Here is an 18,679-nt window from a genome sequence, read left to right as displayed (position 1 = left end):
GGGAGCTTGAATGTTCAATATCGATCAGATCCTCAAGACGCTGCAGACCGACCCCAATGCGCAGCGTACCGCCGTGACCGGTGCGGCCGGCTTGGCTGCTGGCATGCTGCTTTCCGGGAAGGCCGGAAAATTGCTGGAGGGCACGGCCAAATTGGGCGCCGTGGCGGCTCTGGGTGGCCTGGCCTACAGTGCCTGGCAGAATTACCAGCGCCAGCAACCGTCCGGGGCTCCATCCCGTGAGGACGCATTCATTCCCGCCCACGCGGACACGCAGGGCCATGAAGAACTCGGCAAGACCCTGGTTCGCGCCATGATCGCGGCAGCCAAGGCCGATGGTCGGATCGACGCGGAAGAAAAGGAAGCCATTTTCGAAAAGCTCAAGGCGATGTCGCTTTCGGCCGAGGAAAAGGCATGGGTGTTTGACGAGCTTTCAAGCCCTCTCGACATCAACGCAGTGGTCGCGCGCGCCGATACGCCCGAGCATGCCGCCGAAATCTACGCCGCATCTCTGGTCGCCATTTCGGCCGATACCGCGGCCGAGCAGGCCTATCTCGAGGTCCTGGCCGGCAAGCTCAAGCTTGCGCCGGCACTCGTCTCCGAGATCCACAAGGCCGCCGGAGAAAGCGCGCCGCAGGCCGCTTCGACCCCACCCTCTCCCTTCGCCTATACGCCCTCCGCCAACACTGTCTGATTGAGTTACCGCGCGTCGAGAGGCGCGCGGTAACACCCATGTGCGTTCTTGCAGTCCCTGCACTCGGCCGCCATCTCTGGCGGCAAGGAGATCACCATGGAACTCGGACTTTACTCATTTGCGGAAAACACCCCCGATCCGTTGAACGGCAATGCGCTGCAATCGCCAGCGGAACGCCTTCGCGACCTGATCGAGGAAATCGAGCTGGCCGACCAGCTTGGCTTGGCCTTCTACGGGCTGGGTGAGCATCACCGGCCCGACTATGTCGCTTCGGCCCCGACCACCATTCTTGCCGCAGCTGCAGCGCGCACCAAATCCATCCGGCTGTCGACCGCTGTCACCGTCCTCAGCTCGGAGGACCCGGTTCGCGTCTACCAGCAATTTGCCACGCTCGATCTTATCAGCAATGGCCGGGCCGAAATCATGGCGGGCCGCGGCTCGTTCATCGAGAGCTTCCCGCTCTTCGGCTACAAGCTCGACGATTATGATGATCTGTTCGAGGAAAAGCTCGAAATGCTGCTGGCCATCCGCAAGGGCGGCAAGATCGCCTGGCCGGGCAGCCAGCACACCCAGCCCATTCCGGGTCTCGAGATTTACCCCAAGCCCGTGCAGGATCCGCTGCCGCTGTGGATCGCCGTCGGCGGCACGCCCAATTCCGTGGCCCGCGCCGCCTATCATGGCCTGCCGCTGATGATTGCCATCATCGGCGGACGACCGCGCCAATTCGTGCCGCTGGTCGAACTCTATCGCCAGACCGGCGCCAAGGTCGGCCACGCCGCCTCGATGCTGAAGCTGGGCGTTTCCGGCCACGGTTTCATTGCCGAGGATAGCCAGGCGGCGCGCGACATTGCCTTCCCAGCCCATAGCGCCGCCATGAGCCGCATCGGGGCAGAGCGCGGATGGCCGCCATCCACCCGGGCACAGTTTGACGCCGGCGCCACTCCGGAAGGCGCCTATTACATGGGCTCGCCGCAGGAGGTCATCGACAAGATCCTGATGCAGCACGAGTGGTTCGGCCACGATCGCTTCGGCCTTCAGCTCAGTGTCGGGACACTGCCTCATGACAAGGTCATGAAGTCGATCGAGCTCTATGGCACAGTGGTCAAGCCCGCGATCGACAAGGCTTTGGGGACTACTTCCCCGAGCGTGTGATCGAGCGGATCGCCAGCGGGGGCACGCCGGACTTTTCGGAGATGGCGCGGTCCTGTTCCTCGATAGCGGCCTTGGCGGGTTCATCCCCGTCGAGGCCACCGAGCAGATTGGCGTCGACCTTGCGGTTGGAGCGCTGCGAGCCGTCTTCGTAAATGACGTTGAACATGACGAATTCGGTGCGGGCTGTTGGCTTTCTGGCCATGATAAACTCCTTTGGACAAAACATGACCGCGAGCCCGGGGGGCCCGCGGTCTTCGTTGGATTCAGTAATGGGGATCAGCGGTAGATGTGGTCGCCCTGCTCGTCGATGATCTGCCGGCCCTTGCTCAGTGCAAGCGCAATCAGATCGTCGCGGGAATTCATGCGGTCGGCACGGATGAAGCGGTAAATCTTGAGCTCGCCGCCAATATCCTTCTCGATGGTTCCGGCAAGCTGTAGCTCACCGCCGGCCTTCATCTCGATAGCCTTGATAAGGTGGCCCTTGTAGCTTTCCTCGCCCATGACCTTGTCACCGGCTGGCTCGGTGGTGGCGGCTTGCCCACCACCAAAAAGCTTCTTGAAAAACGACATGAGCGGCCCTCCTCCTTATTGCGGTCTGCGCACCGGCCGGGGTCGCACCAGCTCGCCGCGCTTTTCCATCTCTTCCTGCAACCATAGCGGGGAGATGTCAAAATAGTTGGGCCAGGTCGGCACCCCGTTGGCGAGGCCTACCTTGGCGAAATAGGCACGATCCCGAAGCGGCTCGGTCCCCTCACCCCGTTCGGCGAGCATGGGTCCCGCGTTGAAGGTGCCCTGTGTTCCATCCGAGAACACCACCACCAGCTTGTAGGGGATGGCGGCCCGGATGGACGTTATTTTGAGACGGGGAGTTGCCATAGGCAGCTCCTAATTGTCGAGGAAGCTCCGCAGCTTGCGGCTCCGGCTCGGGTGCTTGAGCTTGCGCAGCGCCTTGGCCTCGATCTGGCGAATACGCTCGCGTGTCACCGAGAACTGCTGGCCAACCTCTTCAAGGGTGTGGTCGGTGTTCATGCCGATACCAAAGCGCATGCGCAGCACGCGCTCTTCGCGCGGCGTCAGCGAAGCCAGAACCCGCGTGGTGGTTTCACGCAGATTCGACTGGATCGCCGCATCGATCGGCTGGATCGCGTTCGAGTCCTGGATGAAATCGCCCAGGTTCGAATCTTCTTCGTCACCGATCGGCGTCTCGAGCGAGATCGGCTCCTTGGCGATCTTGAGGACCTTGCGGACCTTGTCGAGCGGCATCTGCAGCTTTTCGCTGAGCTCTTCCGGCGTCGGCTCGCGGCCGATTTCGTGGAGCATCTGGCGGCTGGTGCGGACGATCTTGTTGATCGTCTCGATCATGTGCACCGGAATACGGATGGTGCGCGCCTGGTCGGCGATCGAACGGGTGATCGCCTGGCGGATCCACCAGGTCGCATAGGTCGAGAACTTGTAGCCGCGACGATATTCGAACTTATCGACCGCCTTCATCAGGCCGATATTGCCTTCCTGGATGAGATCGAGGAACTGCAGGCCGCGGTTGGTGTACTTCTTGGCGATGGAGATCACGAGACGCAAATTCGCCTCGACCATTTCCTTCTTGGCGATCGCAGCTTCGCGCTCGCCCTTCTGCACCTTGTGAACGATGCGGCGATATTCGGCGATATCGAGACCGGTCTCGGTGGCCAGCGTCGCAATGTCCTGGCGGATGTCGTGGACGGTGTCGGCTTCGCGGCGTGCAAATTCGCCCCAGCCCTTGCCGGCCAGGCTTTCCAGCCCCTGTTCCCAGGTCGGATCGAGCTCACGCCCGTAGTAGTTCTGCAGGAAGGCTTCGCGCTTGACGCCATAGCTTTCGGCCAGGCGCAGCAGGCGACCTTCGAGCTTCACCAGACGCTTGTTGATGTCGTAGAGCTGCTCGACCAGGCTTTCGATACGGCTGGCATTGAGCGAGAGCGACTTCACATCGGTGATGACTTCGCCGCGCAACGCACTCAGCTGTTCCGTTTCGGCATCCGATATGGCGGCGGATCGGTCTTCGGCATGACGATCCTGCATCTCGCGCATCTGGCCATAGGCCTCGGCGATGCGGTTGAAGGTCTCCACAACCTGCGGCTTGAGCTCGGCTTCCATGGCCGAGAGCGACAGGGCGTTGTCGAATTCGTCGTCATCGTCCTCGACCGGATCCTGCGGGGGCTCCGGCTCTTCGGGGACGTAATCGTCATCTTCGCCCGACGAGGCGCGCTTTGGGGCGGCCTTGGGCTTGTCCTTGCTCGTCTCGGGTTCGGCCTTGACCGGCATTTCCACGGTCGGCGCCGCCTGCTTGGCGTCCGGGCCGGCATAAGTGGCTTCAAGATCGATAATATCGCGCAGCAGGATTTCACCCTGCGCCAGCTGATCGCGCCAGATAATGATAGCCTGGAAGGTCAGCGGGCTTTCGCAGAGGCCCTCGATCATGGTCTCGCGACCGGCCTCGATGCGCTTGGCGATGGCGATTTCGCCCTCGCGGCTCAAAAGCTCGACCGAGCCCATTTCGCGCAGATACATGCGCACCGGGTCGTCGGTACGGTCCGAGCCCGACTTTGCATTCGAGGTATTGGCGACGGCCGTGCCGGCGGAAGGGGCGACCTCCGTACCGGTGTCTTCCTCGTCCTTCTCGACTTCGGTCTCTTCGACCTCGTCCTCATCGACGACGTTGATGCCCATTTCCGAGAACATGGACATGAAGTCTTCGATCTGCTCCGAGCTGGTCTCGTCGGAAGGCAGGACGGCATTCAATTCTTCATAAGTGACGTAGCCGCGCTTCTTGGCGACCTTGATCAGCTTCTTGACCCCAGCATCGTTCTGGTCGATCAGGGGGCTGTCATTGGACGTCTCGGGAGCCCCGGCTTCGGGCTTCTCGGTGTCCTTGCTGACTTTGTTCGCTGCCTTGGTGGCCATCTGCTACTCCTCGGGACCCGCGGTCATCGGGCGCCGGACTTGTCATAGGTGGGGACAGCTCAAGACAAGGTAAAGGTTTGGTCACCAAGCCGTTAACGACCCGGTCTATCATGGCTCGCATTGGGACTGCGCCAGCGATAATCCGCATACGCAAAAAGCGCGCGTCGTCACAGGCTTTTAGGTCGATCCTAAAAACTGCGAGTCGCGCGTCCCGATAGCGAACCAAACCCTTCGATCAATGCCTCTGTGCCATCGACAGTGGTAATCTGGTTCTTGATGTCTCGCAGCCGTTCAAAGGTTTCTTCGCTCGGGTCTTCGCCCAGCGCGGCTTCGGCTGCCTTCAATTCCCTATTTAGCTGAACTTTCTTGTTATGCAAGGCCAGCGCATGACTTAATCCGATCTCGGCGTCCGTCGCTGCGGTTTCCGGCCCCGCCTGCCACACACCTTGGCGCAACAATGTGTCGCGCATGCGTTCGAGCGCTTCCCCGTGCCCGCGCGCGCCCAGCGCGGACTTGAGATCGTCGGCGGAGATGTCATGGTGTCGCACCACGAGCGCGAGGATGTCGCTCAGCACCTTCTGCGCCAGCGGCGTTTCGCAATCGAGCGCCGCCAGAATTTCGAAGCTGTGCTCCACGAGAGACGGGTGGTTGACGAGGGTCAGGATGATCGTCGCCTCGCGTGGCGTGACATTGGCCACGGCGCTCGGCCGCATCAGCCGCGAATTGCGCAGCGTGTCGGAAACGACAAGGCGCGGCGTTCCCCGCGACGGAAATCCGTAGGCCCCACTCTGTCCATAGGCGGGCCGCCCCCGGCCTGCATCCCGCCCCTGCCGAAGCGGGGCAAAGAACGCCTTCAATTTTTCGTCAAACGCCTGCTGGTAGTGGAAGCGCACACTGCTGTCGCCGATGACATTGGCGCGCTCGCGCAACCGCGCCTGCAGGGCTGCTCGCTCTTCCGGCGCCTCCGGCACCAGCCCACCCGTCTCAAGGCTCCACACCATGTCCGAAAGGCTGCGCGCCGTGTCGATCACATCGGCAAAGGCCTGCCGACCCTGGGCCTTGATCAGATCGTCCGGGTCCTGCCCCTCGGGCAGGGTCGCGATCTTGACGCTGCGTCCGGGCTTGAGATGGGGGAGAATGATATCGATGGCCCGCTCGGCTGCCTTGAGACCGGCCTTGTCGCCGTCAAAGCACAGCACCGGCACCTCTGCCATCCGCCAGAGCAATTGCAGATGCTCTTCCGTCAAGGCGGTGCCGAGCGGCGCCACCGCGCCCTCAAAGCCGGCAGACACCGCCGCGATCACGTCGAGATAGCCTTCAACCACGACGACTGTGGCGTCGTTGCGCACCGCAGCCCGCGCCGAATGACCATTGTAAAGCGTCTGGCGCTTGGAAAAGAGCTGGGTTTCCGGCGAATTGAGATATTTCGCCGGCACGTCCGGGCTCATCGCCCGGCCACCAAAGGCGATCACACGCCCTTTGAAGTCCGAAATCGGGAACATCACCCGGTTGCGGAACCGGTCATAGGTCAGCGGATCGTCGTCCCGGCTGGTCACGAGGCCAGTATCGATCATCGCCTGCGCCGATACGCCGTTGGCCGCCAGGTGCTCCTTGAGCCCGTTGCGGCTGTCCGGCGCAAAGCCGATCCGGAAGCGGGTCTGGCTGATCGGGGAAACGCCGCGCTCGAACAGATAGCCGCGCGCCCGCGCTCCAATATTGTGCGCCAGGGCCGCTTCGAAATATTTCGTGGCCAATTCCATGACATCGAGCAGGCTCTTTTGCGCCGCGTCGCGCTTTTCGATCCGCTCGTCGCGCGCCGGCATCGGCACGCCCGCCATGCCCGCCAGCTTTTCCACCGCTTCCGGGAAACTGAGGCCGACTTTCTCAGTCAGGAACCGGAAATGGTCGCCCGAAGCGCCACACCCGAAGCAGTGATAGATGCCGCGCCGGTCGTCGGCATGAAAACTCGGACTCTTTTCATTGTGAAACGGGCAGCAGGCCCACATGTCGCCCTTGCCGGGCTGACTCTTGCGCTTGTCCCAAAGCACATGCTCGCCCACCACCTGCGTGATGGACAGGCGCTGTCGAATTTCTTCCAGGAACTGATCGGAGAAGCGCATGCGTGTTAAGTAAGCACTCTGACGCGCCGAGTCACGGTCAAGGAACTTATCCACAGCATGTCTCGATACAAAAAACTGCCGCTGACCATGTTGCTCGCCCTGACCACGCTGCCCGCGCTGATGATCGGCACGGTCCTCTGGTTCGTCGCCGACATCTTTCCGGCTTGCACCATCACCGAGCAGTCCCGGCTGGCCGCGCCGGATGGGGCCTTCGATCTCGTCACCTTTTCACGGGTGTGTGGCGAGGACACGCCGCCTAATACCCAGGCTGCACTGTTACAGCCGGGAGCGACCGTTCCCGACGATGTCGCCAGCTTTGTCTCCGTGGGCGCAAGCACCGATTTTGCGCCGCGCTGGACCGCCGGACAGGCTCTCGAACTGAGCCTGCCCGCCGACGCCCAGATTTTCCGCAACGACGACACTGTCGCCGGCGTGGCCGTCACCTATCGTTGAGCGCTCAGGCTTCCTTGCTGCGCTGGTAGAGCCGCCAGGCCCAGCCGAACAGCCCTATGGCCAGAATGATGAGCACGACCCCGCCCATGATCACGCCGACCGCCGCCGTCAACACCGGGAACAGGAGGAACACCAGCCCCAGCAGCACATAGGAGATGCCCGAGAGCACTACGGGCCAGATCCGCGCATAGCTTTCACGCTCCCGGACCACCACCACGATCTGCATCACGCCAACGAACAGCGCAGCGATGCCGACCAGCGTCGACATGAACGTCACCGTGAAGATCGTCGCGAGGAACGGGCTGATCAGGATGACGATGCCAAGAATGAGCGATGCCGCATTGGCGATAACGTCGAACCAGTAATTGCCGCTTTTGCCGCCGCCGAACGTCAGGCTCCAAAGCCCCAGCGCGCCATCGATCAGCAACAGCACGCCACCGAACAGCACCAGCACGGCCAGCGCATCGATCGGAAAGATCACCGCGTAGAGTCCAGCCAACAGCATGAATACGCCCCGCAGGGCGGTTGCCAGCGCGAAACGTTTTTTGGTCCTGGATGAAATAGACATCTGTGCCCTCCATGCACGCCGGAACATCGGGTGCCGGTCCAGTTTAGCGCGTCGCACCGGCTCCAGCCAGTCTCGCATCGCTTTAGATTATCTAAACCCGCGATTGCCAATTGTGCATTGATCCAGGGGCCAGCCCATGGAATGTAACCGTCTTCCTTTTTGAGGCCGCGCGACCAGGCGGTATTGTCTTCATGTCTTTGCCGCTCATCGCCCTCTTTCTTGCAGCCTTTGCCTTCGGCACCGCCGAATTCGTCATTGCCGGCGTCCTCCCGGAGGTCGCCCTGGGCCTCGGCGTCACCGTGCCGGTCGCCGGCTACCTGATCTCGGGATATGCCATCGGCATCGCGATCGGCGGGCCGCTATTGGCGCTGGTGACCAAGAAGATGCGCCGCAAGACGCTGATACTCGTGCTGGGATCGGTCTTCGTCGCTGGCCAGGTCTTGAGCGCCCTCGCCCCGAATTTCGAGCTGCTGCTCCTCGCGCGTCTCCTCGTGTCATTCGTGCATGGTACGTTTTTCGGCATCGCCGCCATTGTTGCCGTCAGCATAGCGCCGCCGAACCGAAAGGGCTTTGCCGTGGCCCTCATCCTGGCGGGCCTCACCGTCTCGAACATTCTGGGCGTTCCGGGGGGAACGGCCGTCGGCAGCGCCTATGGCTGGCGCGCAACATTCTGGGCCGTGGGTGCGGTCGGGCTCGTGGCCACCATCGTTATCGCCCTTTTCCTGCCCGCGCGGGCTGGCGAAGGGGCCAGTGCCAGCAGTTTCCGCCGCGAATTCAAGGCCCTCGGCCGCCAGCAGGTCTGGAGCTCACTCCTCATCGCCGCCCTGGTCATGGTCGGCCAATACAGCCTCTTCACTTTCATCGCACCATTTCTCATCGAGGTGACGCGCCTCGATACCGGCACTGTGCCATGGATGTTGCTGCTTTACGGCGTCGGCTCCACTGCGGGCGTGTTCATCGGCGGGCGCCTCGCCGACTGGAACATGATGCGATCTCTCACCGTGATCCTCACCGCCCAGGCCGTGCTGTTCATCATCGTGCACCTCGTCAGCCCCTATGCGGTGCCGATGGCGTTTCTGGCCCTCTTGTGGGGCGGCACCAATTTCGCCTTCGGCTCGCCGCTGCAGGCCCGGATCCTCACCTGGGCCAGTGACGCCCCGAACCTGGCGTCCTCGCTTATTCCCACCGCCTATAATGTCGGCATCGCCATTGGCGCTATCCTTGGCGCCGTCCTGCTCGAAGCCAATTTCGGCTACGCCAATTTGCCCTTCATCGGGGCGGCGGCCTCAAGCCTGTCCGTACTCCTGGCCATCGGCTCGCATCTTGCAGAACGACGCAGCAGCGCGATCCCGCCGGTTTCTACCCTGGCCGGTTAGCCGCCGACGGCTCGTCTCGCTCCATTGCAATTGCGTGGGTTTGGTAACGGAAACTTCCACAATGGAGGTTACCAACCAGCAAGGGAGCGAGGGGGAGCCACATGATCATCGACAATGCGTCATTGTTGATCGCAATCACGTTTTCCAGCGTGGCCCTGATGGGGGCTCTCATTATCGGCTGGTACAATGCGCGTGGGGAAAAGTACCTTGCCCTCGGCGCTGCGGGCATCGGACTGATCGTGGTGAGCATGGCCATTCTCGGCCTGCGCAACGGCGCCTATGACTTCACCATCCAGTTCGTCCCCTATTTCCTGCTGATTTCGGGGATGAGCTTCATCTATGCAGGCGCCCGCCAGTTCCGCAACGCCGCCAGCACCTTCAGGTCCCCGATCATCACCTGGGCCGTATCCGTGGTCAGCCTCTCCATCCCGCTGATCGCCGGCTATTCGGGCACCGGCACCCTCATCCTCAACTGGATCGCCGCGGCCTATATGCTGCTCTGCGCTTGGGAATACTGGCGCGGCCGCCACGAAGCGCCCGTCGCTCTTGTCGCCAACACGATCCTTTACGTCCTCGTCTCGACGTCTTTCGTCGCTGCCGCGATCATGCTGATCATCGACGGCCGGGCAATTATAGACGCCCCTCCCGACAATTGGGCAGAGCACTTCAACCTCATCATGTCGATTGTTGGCCTGACAGGCATCGGCGCCATAACCCTCACCCTGCACCATGCCCGCGCTGCCCGCCGCCACCGGCACGAGGCAAACACTGACTCTCTGACCGGTGTTCTCAACCGCCGCGCGCTATTCACCCATTTCCCCGAGGACGAAATCGTGCCCGAACTGGTCGTTGCCATGTTCGATCTCGACCATTTCAAGCAGATAAACGACCGTCGCGGCCACGCTGCCGGCGACAAGGTGTTGCAGAGCTTCGCCCAGACCCTCCGGGCCGAGACTCGCGGGGCGGACATTCCGGCCCGGTTGGGTGGAGAGGAATTCTGCGTGGTATTTCCGGGCCTCGACCGGGAGGCGGCGCTCGTCATTGCCGAGCGCATTCGCGCGGCCTTCGCGGCAAAGGCCATTCCCACAGGTCACGACAATGGCATCGCTACGGTCAGTGCCGGGCTTGCATCGGGCGGTGGCGAGGAAACTTTCAGCTCGCTGCTCAGCCGTGCCGACGCGGCGCTTTACAAGGCCAAGAGGAGCGGGCGCAACCAGGTACAACTGGCCGCACTCCGCCTCGTGGCCTGATCAGGCAGTCAGTGCCGCGCGCACCTGCCCGCTGACCTTGCCGAAGTCGATCCGGCCCGGATAATCCACCTTGAGCTGGCCGATGACCTTCCCCATGTCCTGCGGTCCGGCCGCCCCGACCGTGGCGATTGCAGCGGTAATTGCGGCGGCGACTTCCTCGTCTGTAAGGCGCTTGGGCAGGAATTCGTTGAGAATATCGATCTCTTCCTTTTCCACCGTCGCCAGATCCGAGCGACCGGCCTGCGCATAGATGGCAAAGCTCTCTTCGCGCTGCTTGACCATCTTCTGGATGATGGCCAGAATCTCGTCCTGCGTGGCCGGCCCCTTGCCGTCGCCGCGATTAGCGATATCCCGGTCCTTGATCGCCGCATTTATGGCGCGCAGCGTGCCGGTCCGGCGCTGATCGCGGGCTTTTAGCGCAAGTTTGAGACCTTCGCTGATCGTTTCACGCATGAGAAAACGCTCCTTGCTATGCAATTTATCGCCCCCATATAGGCATGAAACGCCGGGCGCGCTACTTGCGCTATCGGGCGCAGGCTTCTAAGAGGAGGCCTTAACCTACATCTTCGCAAACTGATCGGGGACGGCTCCGCCCACCCGGTTTGTCGCGCGACCTTATCGAACCAACAGTGGAGACCGACCGTGACCGGCTGGCAGCAATCCCCCGCGACCGCAGTGCTAATTCTGGCTGATGGAACGCGCCTCGAGGGTCGCGGCATCGGCGCCGTCGGCCACGCAGCCGGCGAAGTCTGCTTCAACACGGCGATGACCGGATATCAGGAAGTGCTGACCGATCCGTCCTATGCCGGACAGATCATCACCTTCACCTTCCCCCATATCGGCAATGTCGGCACCAATGACGAAGACATCGAGACGGTCAACATGGCCGCCCTGTCCGGCGTCCGGGGCGTGGTCCTCAAGGCTGACATTACCAACCCGTCCAATTATCGCGCCGCCGAAAAGCTCGATGCCTGGCTCAAGAAGCGCAACATCGTCGGCATCACCGGCATCGACACCCGTGCGCTGACTGCCCTCATCCGTGAAAATGGCATGCCCAACGGCGTCATCTCCCATGAACCGTCCGGCATGTTCGACGAACCCTCTATCCAGGCAGAGCTTGACGCCTTCCCCGGCCTCGAAGGTCTCGACCTTGCCAAGGAAGTGACCACCGCCCAGACCTACCACTGGGACCAGACCAGCTGGGAATGGAACAAGGGCTACGGCACGCTCGACAATCCAGAGTTCCATGTCGTCGCCGTCGACTTCGGTGCCAAGCGCAACATTCTGCGCTGCCTCGCCGACCAGGGCGCCAAGGTCACCGTCGTGCCCGCCACGGCGACTGCCGCCGACATCCTGGCCCATAATCCCGATGGGATTTTCCTGTCCAATGGCCCCGGCGATCCGGCAGCCACCGGCAAATACGCGGTACCGACCATCCAGAAGCTGATGGAAACCGGCAAGCCGATCTTCGGCATCTGCCTGGGTCACCAGCTGCTCGGCCGAGCATTGGGTGGCACCACCTCGAAGATGCATCAGGGGCACCACGGCGCCAATCACCCGGTCAAGGACCTCACCACCGGCAAAGTGGAGATCACCTCCATGAACCACGGCTTTGCGGTCGACGCCGCCTCACTGCCTGCTGGCGTCACCCAGACCCACATCTCGCTGTTCGACGGGTCGAATGCCGGTCTGGCTGTCGATGGCAAGCCGATCTTCTCGGTCCAGTACCACCCCGAGGCCAATCCGGGTCCGCAGGACAGCCACTATCTGTTCACGCGTTTCCTCAACCATGTGCGCAAGCAGAAGGGTGTCGAGGAAAAGCCGGAATATGTCGCTCCCGGCGCCGCCGCCTGAGTGTCAGCGCCGGGGCGCCAGCCCTGAACGCATGCGAAAATACCGAAGGGCGTGGTTCACACCGCGCCCTTTGTCTTTTTGAGAACCGACACCGGCGCGGTCAGTCGTAGGTGTCTTCGTCGGCGCGTGCCGAAAGTCGCCCATCCGCGCCCGGCATGTCGCCGTCATCCTTGGGTTCGGGCAGCTTGCTGTCTTTCGTCTGGGCCGATTTGCGCTCCTTCTCCGCGCTTTCCGCGGGCGTCGAATCGGGCAAACCCTTCGTCTTTTTCTCGGTCATCTCACTCTCCTTCTCTCTGGAAAGAAGAACGCATTCCCCTGACCCGCGGTTCACAAGCGGACCCCTCTCTTCTGCTCCAGCCAGGCTTTCCTATCGCGCGGTAACAATCGTCCGGTTGGGCAAGGCTGCAACCTCAAATCCCAGATTCCGCGCCAACAGCGCAAAGGCCCGGCTGCCATTGTGCGCCTTGTAGGCTTTGTCAGGAAACCGCGCGCCCGCTTCAATCACGTCCGCGCGCACCAGCAGCAGATCGCACCCCACGACAGTCACCGGCGCAACATTGAGATAGCGGAAATCAACCAGCGGTCGCACCGCCCCACTGACTGGCAATCGCGCATCCGCCTCGCGACCGCCGGCCCGATAGAGCGATTTGAAGATATCCTGCGTGTAGAGCATGGTCGCTTCATTGCGATCCCTGCCCTGCGCGTCGACCACCTCGACAGTCACAACCGGACGATCCGCCGACACCATGGCTTCGAGCGTCCCGGCGGGAACCGCGGTCACACGCCCGTCGAGCACGACGCAATGCCTTCCCCGCCCCGCCTCGAGCATGCCATTGCGACGGCTGTTCTCCTCCTCAACGGCGGGAAACACCTCAAAGCCGAGGCCAGATTCGGCGAGCGTCGCGCTGGCCGCCCCAATCGCGCCCGCATCGCTGCCGAAAAGACCGATCGAAAGTTTGTCCTTGGGATAGCTGATGGACTTGAGAACCGACGCGACAGCCTGGGTCCCCGCGCTGAGATCAACGGCGACAAAAATTTCCGGCCAGGTGGCAGGGGGGTCGATCACCTGGCGCGCATAGCTTCGGCTCGGCTTACCGAAATCCAGCCCCGCCAGATCCGCGTGTTGGCGGCCGCGCCACCACCATTGCACCCGGTTCGGTATGCGCCAGAAACGCGGCCCCTTGTAGTAGACCGGCATAAGCCAGGAATTTCGCCACAGATGGGAAACCAGCGCCGGTTCGCCGCGCCCGATGGTCGTGAATTCCTCCGCCACTGCATCCGCATAGGCCTCAGAGGTGGGCGCCGGCTTGCCCCATCCCGACAGCGGGCTCCAGAAATTGGGCAGCAGCACATCGGGCCGCTCCTCGCGCGGCACACGAAGGCCGATCCCGTTGACGAAACGCGGTCCGGTCGCATCCACCACATCCTCGGTCGCCGAACAGCGCGCCATCTCGTCGATGCATCGCTGCCAGAACACATGGCCCGGCTCGGACCCCATGAAGGCGTTGCACAGGAGGAAAGGCATGCCGCGATAGCGCCCGTCATTCTCCTCGACATGGATTTCCGGCTCGGCCCCTACGAAACACGCGCTCTCCAAGCACAGGCGATCGATCCGCCCCTTGGGCCACATATCGAGGTCGGCATAGATGCCACCCTCATGGTGCAGCACGAAAAAACGCCAGGCGTCGGCGCGAAAGATCCCCGAGCGATAGCCGTCGAAAGTCGCCAGATGCTCGGGATAGTGCGCTTCCACCAATGCGCGAATATCGGCATCATCCCACAGCTTCAGCTCATAATCGGGATGGGTGCGCTTCCATTCATCCCAGGTGCGCTGCGCAAACCGCGTGAGCGTCTTGGTCTTCCAGGTGAAGTGGATGATCTTCGGGATGGTCATCGAGGCTCCGGCACGAGAGCGTTTCCAGGAAAAGTGGGCACCACTTTTCCGGTTCGGAAGCGCGACAAAACAAGGACTTAGAGTGATGTCATCGTGTCGACGACACGGTGAAATGCTCTAGGAATGCGCCGGAGCCATAAACCATCACCGTGTCAGATGCTTGCCGAAAATGTGTCGCAGTCCGCCGGATTGCCGGTGCGGTAACCGCGTTCGAACCACGCCTTCCGCTGCGCCGACGTGCCATGGTTGAACGTCTTGGGCACGGCAAATCCCTGCATCCGCTTTTGCAGTGTATCGTCCCCGATCTGGTTGGCCGCATTGAGCGCTTCCTCGAAATCGCCCGCTTCGAGCAAATTCTGCTGGCCGGCATAATTGGCCCAGACACCTGCATAACAATCGGCCTGCAATTCGACCCGAACCGAATAGGCATTGGCCTCGGTCGCGCTCATCGCCTGACGGCGCCGGTTGAATTCGGGCAGGACGCCCGTCAAATTCTGGACGTGGTGACCAACTTCGTGCGCCAGCACATAGGCCTGGGCAAAATCGCCCGGTGCACCAAACTGGCGGTGCAATTGGTCATAAAAGCTCAGATCGATATAGACCCGCGAATCGCCCGGACAATAGAAGGGTCCCACGCCCGAATCGGCCATGCCGCAGGCCGTATCGACCTGGTTGGTGAACAGCACGACCCTTGGCTCGGGATAATCGCTGCCGGAAGCCGCAAAGACCTCACCCCAGAGGTCTTCCGTTTCCTTGACCACGACGCCGACGAAATCGGCAAGTTCATCCTGCCCTTCGGCTGGCAATTGACGAGAGGATGCGGTGGATGGCGCGCTGCTCTGCCCATCGGTGAGCATGTCGAGCGGGTTCTGCCCGGTCACCAGCCACAGGATGCCGAGCACCACCACGATGCCGATGACCCCGCCAATCCCGCCGCGCGAGCCACCCCCTGAGGGAATGCGGATGCCGCCGCCGCGGCCCATGCCTCCCAATCCGCCGAGGCCACCCAGACCGCCCCCAGCCTGACCCCGACGATCCTCGATATTGCTGCTGCGCTCGCGCCCACGCCATTTCATGTTCAGTCGCCTTCTCTATCTGCCCCGACAGCTAGCATAAGCGCTAACTTGGGAAACAGGTTGCAACGGTCTCCCGGCAATCCGACCTTGCCGCAAATTGACCACACGGTCAAAACTCCCTAGCCTCAGCCTACCTCCGTCATGCCAGCGTCAACTGGTAGAGGCATGAGCAGGCTGCTCGTCATGAGCGACAAGGGCCGGTCGCAAGCCGGCTGCCCGGGAGCCTTGCCCCCGGCGCGACCCTTCTCACATGGAGATTTTTGATGAACTTCCTACCCAGGATTTCTCGTCGGGGCTTCTTGGCCGGTTCGGCCAGCCTTGGCGCCATGGCCGCCATGCATCCCTTCGCCGTCATGGCTCAGTCCAATCAGGCCCATCTGCGGCTGATGGAGACGACCGATTTGCATGTGGCGGTCTTTCCCTATGACTATTTCAGCGACGCCCCCAACGATACGATGGGCCTGGCGCGCACCGCCTCGATCATCGAGCAGATCCGCTCCGAAGCCGGCAATGCCATGCTGATGGACAATGGCGACATTATCCAGGGCAACCCCATGGGTGACTATTACGCCTACGAAAAAGGCCTCAATCAGGGCGATGTGCACCCCATCATCGCCGCCATGAACGTGCTTGGTTACGAAGCCGCCACTCTGGGCAATCACGAGTTCAACTACGGCCTCGACTATCTCGATCGCGCTCTCGAAGGCGCCGAATTCCCCTTCGTCTCGGCCAATCTGGTCCGCGGCACGCTGGCGGCCGATGCGCTCCAGGACGACACCTACATCGCCCCCTATCTCATTGTCGAAAAGGAACTGACCGATGGCGGCGGCGGCACGCGCACCGTCAAGGTCGGTCTCATCGGTTTCCTGCCGCCGCAGATCCTCACCTGGGACGCCACCCATCTCGCCGGCAAGGTCTCGGTCCGCGACATTGTCGAAACCGCAAGGGCCTACGCTCCGAAAATGCGCGAGGAAGGGGCCGACATCATCGTCGCCCTGTCCCATTCCGGCATTGCGCCCGATCAGGGTCCGGGGGCCGAAAACGCCGCCCTTCAGCTTGCCGCCGTCGAAGGCATAGACGTCGTCTTCACCGGGCACCAGCATCTGGTCTTCCCGGGTACAGACCATGAGGGGATCGAAGGCGTCGACGTTTCCGCTGGCACGCTCAGCGGCAAGCCCGCCGTCATGCCCGGCTTCTGGGGTTCGCATATGGGCCTCATCGACCTCCTGCTCGAGCAGGACGCGGACGGCAAATGGGCCATCGTCTCGCACACTTCCGAAGCCCGACCGATCTTCGAGCGCGTCGATGGCAAGGTGAACCCGCTGGTCGAGGACGATCCGGAGGTGGTCGCTGCAGCCCAGGAGGACCACGAGGAAACGCTCGAATATGTGCGCCGCCCTGTAGGCCAGACCGCCGCACCGCTGCACTCCTACTTCGCCCTTGTGGCCGACGACCCCTCCGTCCAGATCGTGAGCCAGGCCCAGACCTGGTATATCGAGCAGATGATGAAGGGCACCGAGAACGAGGGGCTCCCTACCCTCTCGGCAGCGGCCCCGTTCAAGGCAGGCGGTCGCGGTGGTCCGGATTATTACACCGACGTCCCGGTCGGGCCGGTCGCCATCAAGAACGTGGCCGATCTCTATCTCTACCCCAACACCATCCAGGCCGTGGTCATCACCGGCGCCGATGTTAAAAATTGGCTCGAACGGTCAGCCGGTATCTTCAAACAGGTCGAAAAAGGCGCCACCGATGCCGAACTGATCGACCTGACCTTCCCGTCCTACAATTTCGACGTCATCGACGGCGTGACCTACAAGATCGATATCACCCAGCCATCGAAATACTCTGCGGATGGCAAGGAGGAGATCAATCCGGACGCCAGCCGCATCGTCGACCTGATGTATGACGGAAAGCCCATCGATCCCGCCCAGAAATTCGTCGTCGCGACCAACAATTATCGCGCCGGCGGCGGCGGCAGTTTCCCCGGCATCGGCCCCGACGTCATCGCCTTCATCGGCCCCGACACCAATCGCGATATCATCATCCGCTATATCGTCGAAAACGGCACGATAAACCCCAAGGCCGACAGCAATTGGTCCCTCGCCCCAATCGGCGACACCACGGTCCTCTTCGCCACCGGGCCGAAAGCTGCCGAACACGTGGCCGACGTTACCGCCGTCAGCATCGAGCCAACGGGCGACACCGACGCAGACGGCTTCGGCATCTACCGGATCGCCCTCTAGGCAGAGCCAGATCCGGTCTGTTCAAGCCTTAAGGGAGCCGCTAAGGCTCCCTTATCTCTTTGTCGGGAGGTCTACCCTTGCTGCGCGCCGTCCTCGCCATGACCCTTGCATTTCTCGCCCTGCCCGCCCAGGCCGAAGTCCCGCTCACCGGCTATTTCACCGCCAGCAAGTCCTGCCCCGCCTATCAATCGATCAATCGCCAGACCAATCCCGGCAATATTCAAACAAGGCCCGGCACGGCCTACGATCTCCTGGCCGGCAACACGGCGCAGCCCACTCATCTCTGGATCGCGGTCCCCGGTGCCACTCCTGAGCGTCGATGGGTCGCCGTCGATTGCGGCACCCGCGCTGTCGACGCCGAAGGCCGGGTCGATGCGCCGCCACCTTCGCCCGCACCGTCCACCTATCGCGGCACCCAATATATCCTCGCCGTCAACTGGCAGCCGGCCTTCTGTGAAACCACTCCGCGGGCCAGCGAATGCCGCAACCAGAAGCCCAACAGTTTTGAGGCCACCAATTTCACGCTGCACGGTCTCTGGCCGCAGCCACGCAACAATCAATATTGCGATGTCACCCCCGGTGAACGCTATGCCAGCCAGGACGGCCGCTGGCGCGATCTCCCCCGCATCGACCTGCCCATGGCCCTTCGGCGCGAGCTGGAACAGGTCATGCCCGGCAGCCTGTCGGGCCTGGATCGCCACGAATGGACCAAGCACGGCACCTGCTACGGCCAATCGGCGGATCAGTATTACGCGGATTCCCTCGATCTCATGCTCGCCCTCAATGCGTCGCCAATCGCCGAGCTCTTCGCCGCCAATATCGGCAAGCGCATCACCCTCGCCCAGATCCGCGCTGCCTTTGACGAGGGTTTTGGACGCGGCGCCGGCGAACGTGTCAACGTCTCCTGCGCGCAGGACGGCAACCGGACCATCATCACCGAGCTGACTATCGGCCTCACCGGCACCATCGACGGGCCCGACTCCCTTGCCAGGCTCATCCACGCCGCCAGCCCCACCGACGGCGGCTGCCGCTCAGGCCAGGTCGACGCCGTCGGCCTGCGCTAAC

At 62.3% G+C, this 18,679-nt stretch carries 18 protein-coding genes; 8 read left to right on the top strand and 10 right to left on the bottom strand.

The window, feature by feature from the left end:
- Nucleotides 1–10: 10 nt before the first annotated feature.
- Together N0P34_RS06500 and N0P34_RS06495 are read left to right on the top strand one after the other, a co-directional pair.
- Nucleotides 11–691, top strand: a complete 681-nt coding sequence (locus N0P34_RS06500) for a tellurite resistance TerB family protein (RefSeq protein WP_275606202.1) — start codon at nucleotides 11–13, stop codon at nucleotides 689–691.
- 96 nt (nucleotides 692–787) lie between these two features.
- Entirely contained in the window at nucleotides 788–1,843 is a 1,056-nt protein-coding gene (locus N0P34_RS06495) for an LLM class flavin-dependent oxidoreductase (protein WP_275606201.1), read from the top strand.
- Here the strand turns inward: N0P34_RS06495 and N0P34_RS06490 are convergent.
- The 5 genes from N0P34_RS06490 to dnaG form a co-directional block, all read right to left on the bottom strand.
- On the bottom strand, nucleotides 1,824–2,045 hold the full coding sequence (locus tag N0P34_RS06490) for a hypothetical protein (protein WP_275606200.1): 222 nt from the start codon (nucleotides 2,043–2,045) through the stop codon (nucleotides 1,824–1,826). The genes N0P34_RS06495 and N0P34_RS06490 overlap by 20 nt on opposite strands.
- 74 nt (nucleotides 2,046–2,119) lie before the next feature.
- Nucleotides 2,120–2,413 carry an HlyU family transcriptional regulator gene (locus N0P34_RS06485; protein ID WP_275606199.1) on the bottom strand — a complete coding sequence of 98 codons (294 nt, stop codon included), beginning with the start codon at nucleotides 2,411–2,413 and terminating at the stop codon, nucleotides 2,120–2,122.
- 15 nt (nucleotides 2,414–2,428) lie between these two features.
- Nucleotides 2,429–2,719, bottom strand: coding sequence for a DUF2442 domain-containing protein (locus tag N0P34_RS06480; protein WP_275606198.1), 291 nt, complete (start codon nucleotides 2,717–2,719; stop codon nucleotides 2,429–2,431).
- 9 nt (nucleotides 2,720–2,728) lie between these two features.
- Entirely contained in the window at nucleotides 2,729–4,780 is a 2,052-nt protein-coding gene (gene rpoD, locus N0P34_RS06475) for an RNA polymerase sigma factor RpoD (RefSeq protein ID WP_275606197.1), read from the bottom strand.
- A 188-nt stretch (nucleotides 4,781–4,968) separates the two neighbouring features.
- The gene (dnaG, locus tag N0P34_RS06470) at nucleotides 4,969–6,900 is read right to left on the bottom strand and encodes a DNA primase (protein WP_275606196.1); all 1,932 of its coding nucleotides are present in this window, start codon (nucleotides 6,898–6,900) and stop codon (nucleotides 4,969–4,971) included.
- A gap of 57 nt (nucleotides 6,901–6,957) precedes the next feature.
- On the opposite strand from dnaG, the gene N0P34_RS06465 reads away from it, so the two are divergent.
- Entirely contained in the window at nucleotides 6,958–7,353 is a 396-nt protein-coding gene (locus N0P34_RS06465; RefSeq protein ID WP_275606195.1) for a hypothetical protein, read from the top strand.
- Between the two features lie 4 nt (nucleotides 7,354–7,357).
- Here N0P34_RS06465 and N0P34_RS06460 read toward each other — a convergent pair whose 3' ends face one another.
- The gene (locus tag N0P34_RS06460) at nucleotides 7,358–7,921 is read right to left on the bottom strand and encodes a DUF308 domain-containing protein (RefSeq protein ID WP_275606194.1); all 564 of its coding nucleotides are present in this window, start codon (nucleotides 7,919–7,921) and stop codon (nucleotides 7,358–7,360) included.
- A 191-nt stretch (nucleotides 7,922–8,112) separates the two neighbouring features.
- On the opposite strand from N0P34_RS06460, the gene N0P34_RS06455 reads away from it, so the two are divergent.
- Nucleotides 8,113–9,297, top strand: coding sequence for an MFS transporter (locus N0P34_RS06455; protein ID WP_275606193.1), 1,185 nt, complete (start codon nucleotides 8,113–8,115; stop codon nucleotides 9,295–9,297).
- A 101-nt stretch (nucleotides 9,298–9,398) separates the two neighbouring features.
- On the top strand, nucleotides 9,399–10,547 hold the full coding sequence (locus N0P34_RS06450) for a GGDEF domain-containing protein (protein WP_275606192.1): 1,149 nt from the start codon (nucleotides 9,399–9,401) through the stop codon (nucleotides 10,545–10,547).
- On the opposite strand, the gene N0P34_RS06445 is transcribed toward N0P34_RS06450, so the two are convergent.
- On the bottom strand, nucleotides 10,548–11,000 hold the full coding sequence (locus N0P34_RS06445; protein ID WP_275606191.1) for a GatB/YqeY domain-containing protein: 453 nt from the start codon (nucleotides 10,998–11,000) through the stop codon (nucleotides 10,548–10,550).
- A 189-nt stretch (nucleotides 11,001–11,189) separates the two neighbouring features.
- On the opposite strand from N0P34_RS06445, the gene carA reads away from it, so the two are divergent.
- Entirely contained in the window at nucleotides 11,190–12,401 is a 1,212-nt protein-coding gene (gene carA, locus N0P34_RS06440) for a glutamine-hydrolyzing carbamoyl-phosphate synthase small subunit (protein WP_275606190.1), read from the top strand.
- Between the two features lie 100 nt (nucleotides 12,402–12,501).
- Here the strand turns inward: carA and N0P34_RS06435 are convergent, their stop codons facing one another.
- The 3 genes from N0P34_RS06435 to N0P34_RS06425 all read right to left on the bottom strand — a co-directional run bounded on the left by N0P34_RS06435 (nucleotide 12,502) and on the right by N0P34_RS06425 (nucleotide 15,371).
- Complete coding sequence (locus N0P34_RS06435) at nucleotides 12,502–12,678, bottom strand: hypothetical protein (RefSeq protein WP_275606189.1); 177 nt, start codon at nucleotides 12,676–12,678, stop codon at nucleotides 12,502–12,504.
- A 90-nt stretch (nucleotides 12,679–12,768) separates the two neighbouring features.
- Nucleotides 12,769–14,295, bottom strand: a complete 1,527-nt coding sequence (locus tag N0P34_RS06430; RefSeq protein ID WP_275606188.1) for a glycosyltransferase — start codon at nucleotides 14,293–14,295, stop codon at nucleotides 12,769–12,771.
- A 152-nt stretch (nucleotides 14,296–14,447) separates the two neighbouring features.
- Complete coding sequence (locus N0P34_RS06425; RefSeq protein ID WP_275606187.1) at nucleotides 14,448–15,371, bottom strand: neutral zinc metallopeptidase; 924 nt, start codon at nucleotides 15,369–15,371, stop codon at nucleotides 14,448–14,450.
- A 263-nt stretch (nucleotides 15,372–15,634) separates the two neighbouring features.
- Here N0P34_RS06425 and N0P34_RS06420 point away from each other — a divergent pair, with 263 nt between their 5' ends.
- Entirely contained in the window at nucleotides 15,635–17,614 is a 1,980-nt protein-coding gene (locus tag N0P34_RS06420; protein WP_275606186.1) for a bifunctional 2',3'-cyclic-nucleotide 2'-phosphodiesterase/3'-nucleotidase, read from the top strand.
- A gap of 77 nt (nucleotides 17,615–17,691) precedes the next feature.
- Nucleotides 17,692–18,678 carry a ribonuclease gene (locus tag N0P34_RS06415; RefSeq protein WP_345774454.1) on the top strand — a complete coding sequence of 329 codons (987 nt, stop codon included), beginning with the start codon at nucleotides 17,692–17,694 and terminating at the stop codon, nucleotides 18,676–18,678.
- The last annotated feature ends 1 nt before the right edge of the window (nucleotide 18,679 follow it).

Origin of the sequence: Devosia sp. FJ2-5-3, assembly GCF_029201545.1 — a bacterium.
Lineage (GTDB): Bacteria > Pseudomonadota > Alphaproteobacteria > Rhizobiales > Devosiaceae > Devosia.
The sequence above is the reverse complement of the archived record's forward strand: the minus strand, read 5'-3'. Positions and strand labels throughout refer to the sequence as shown.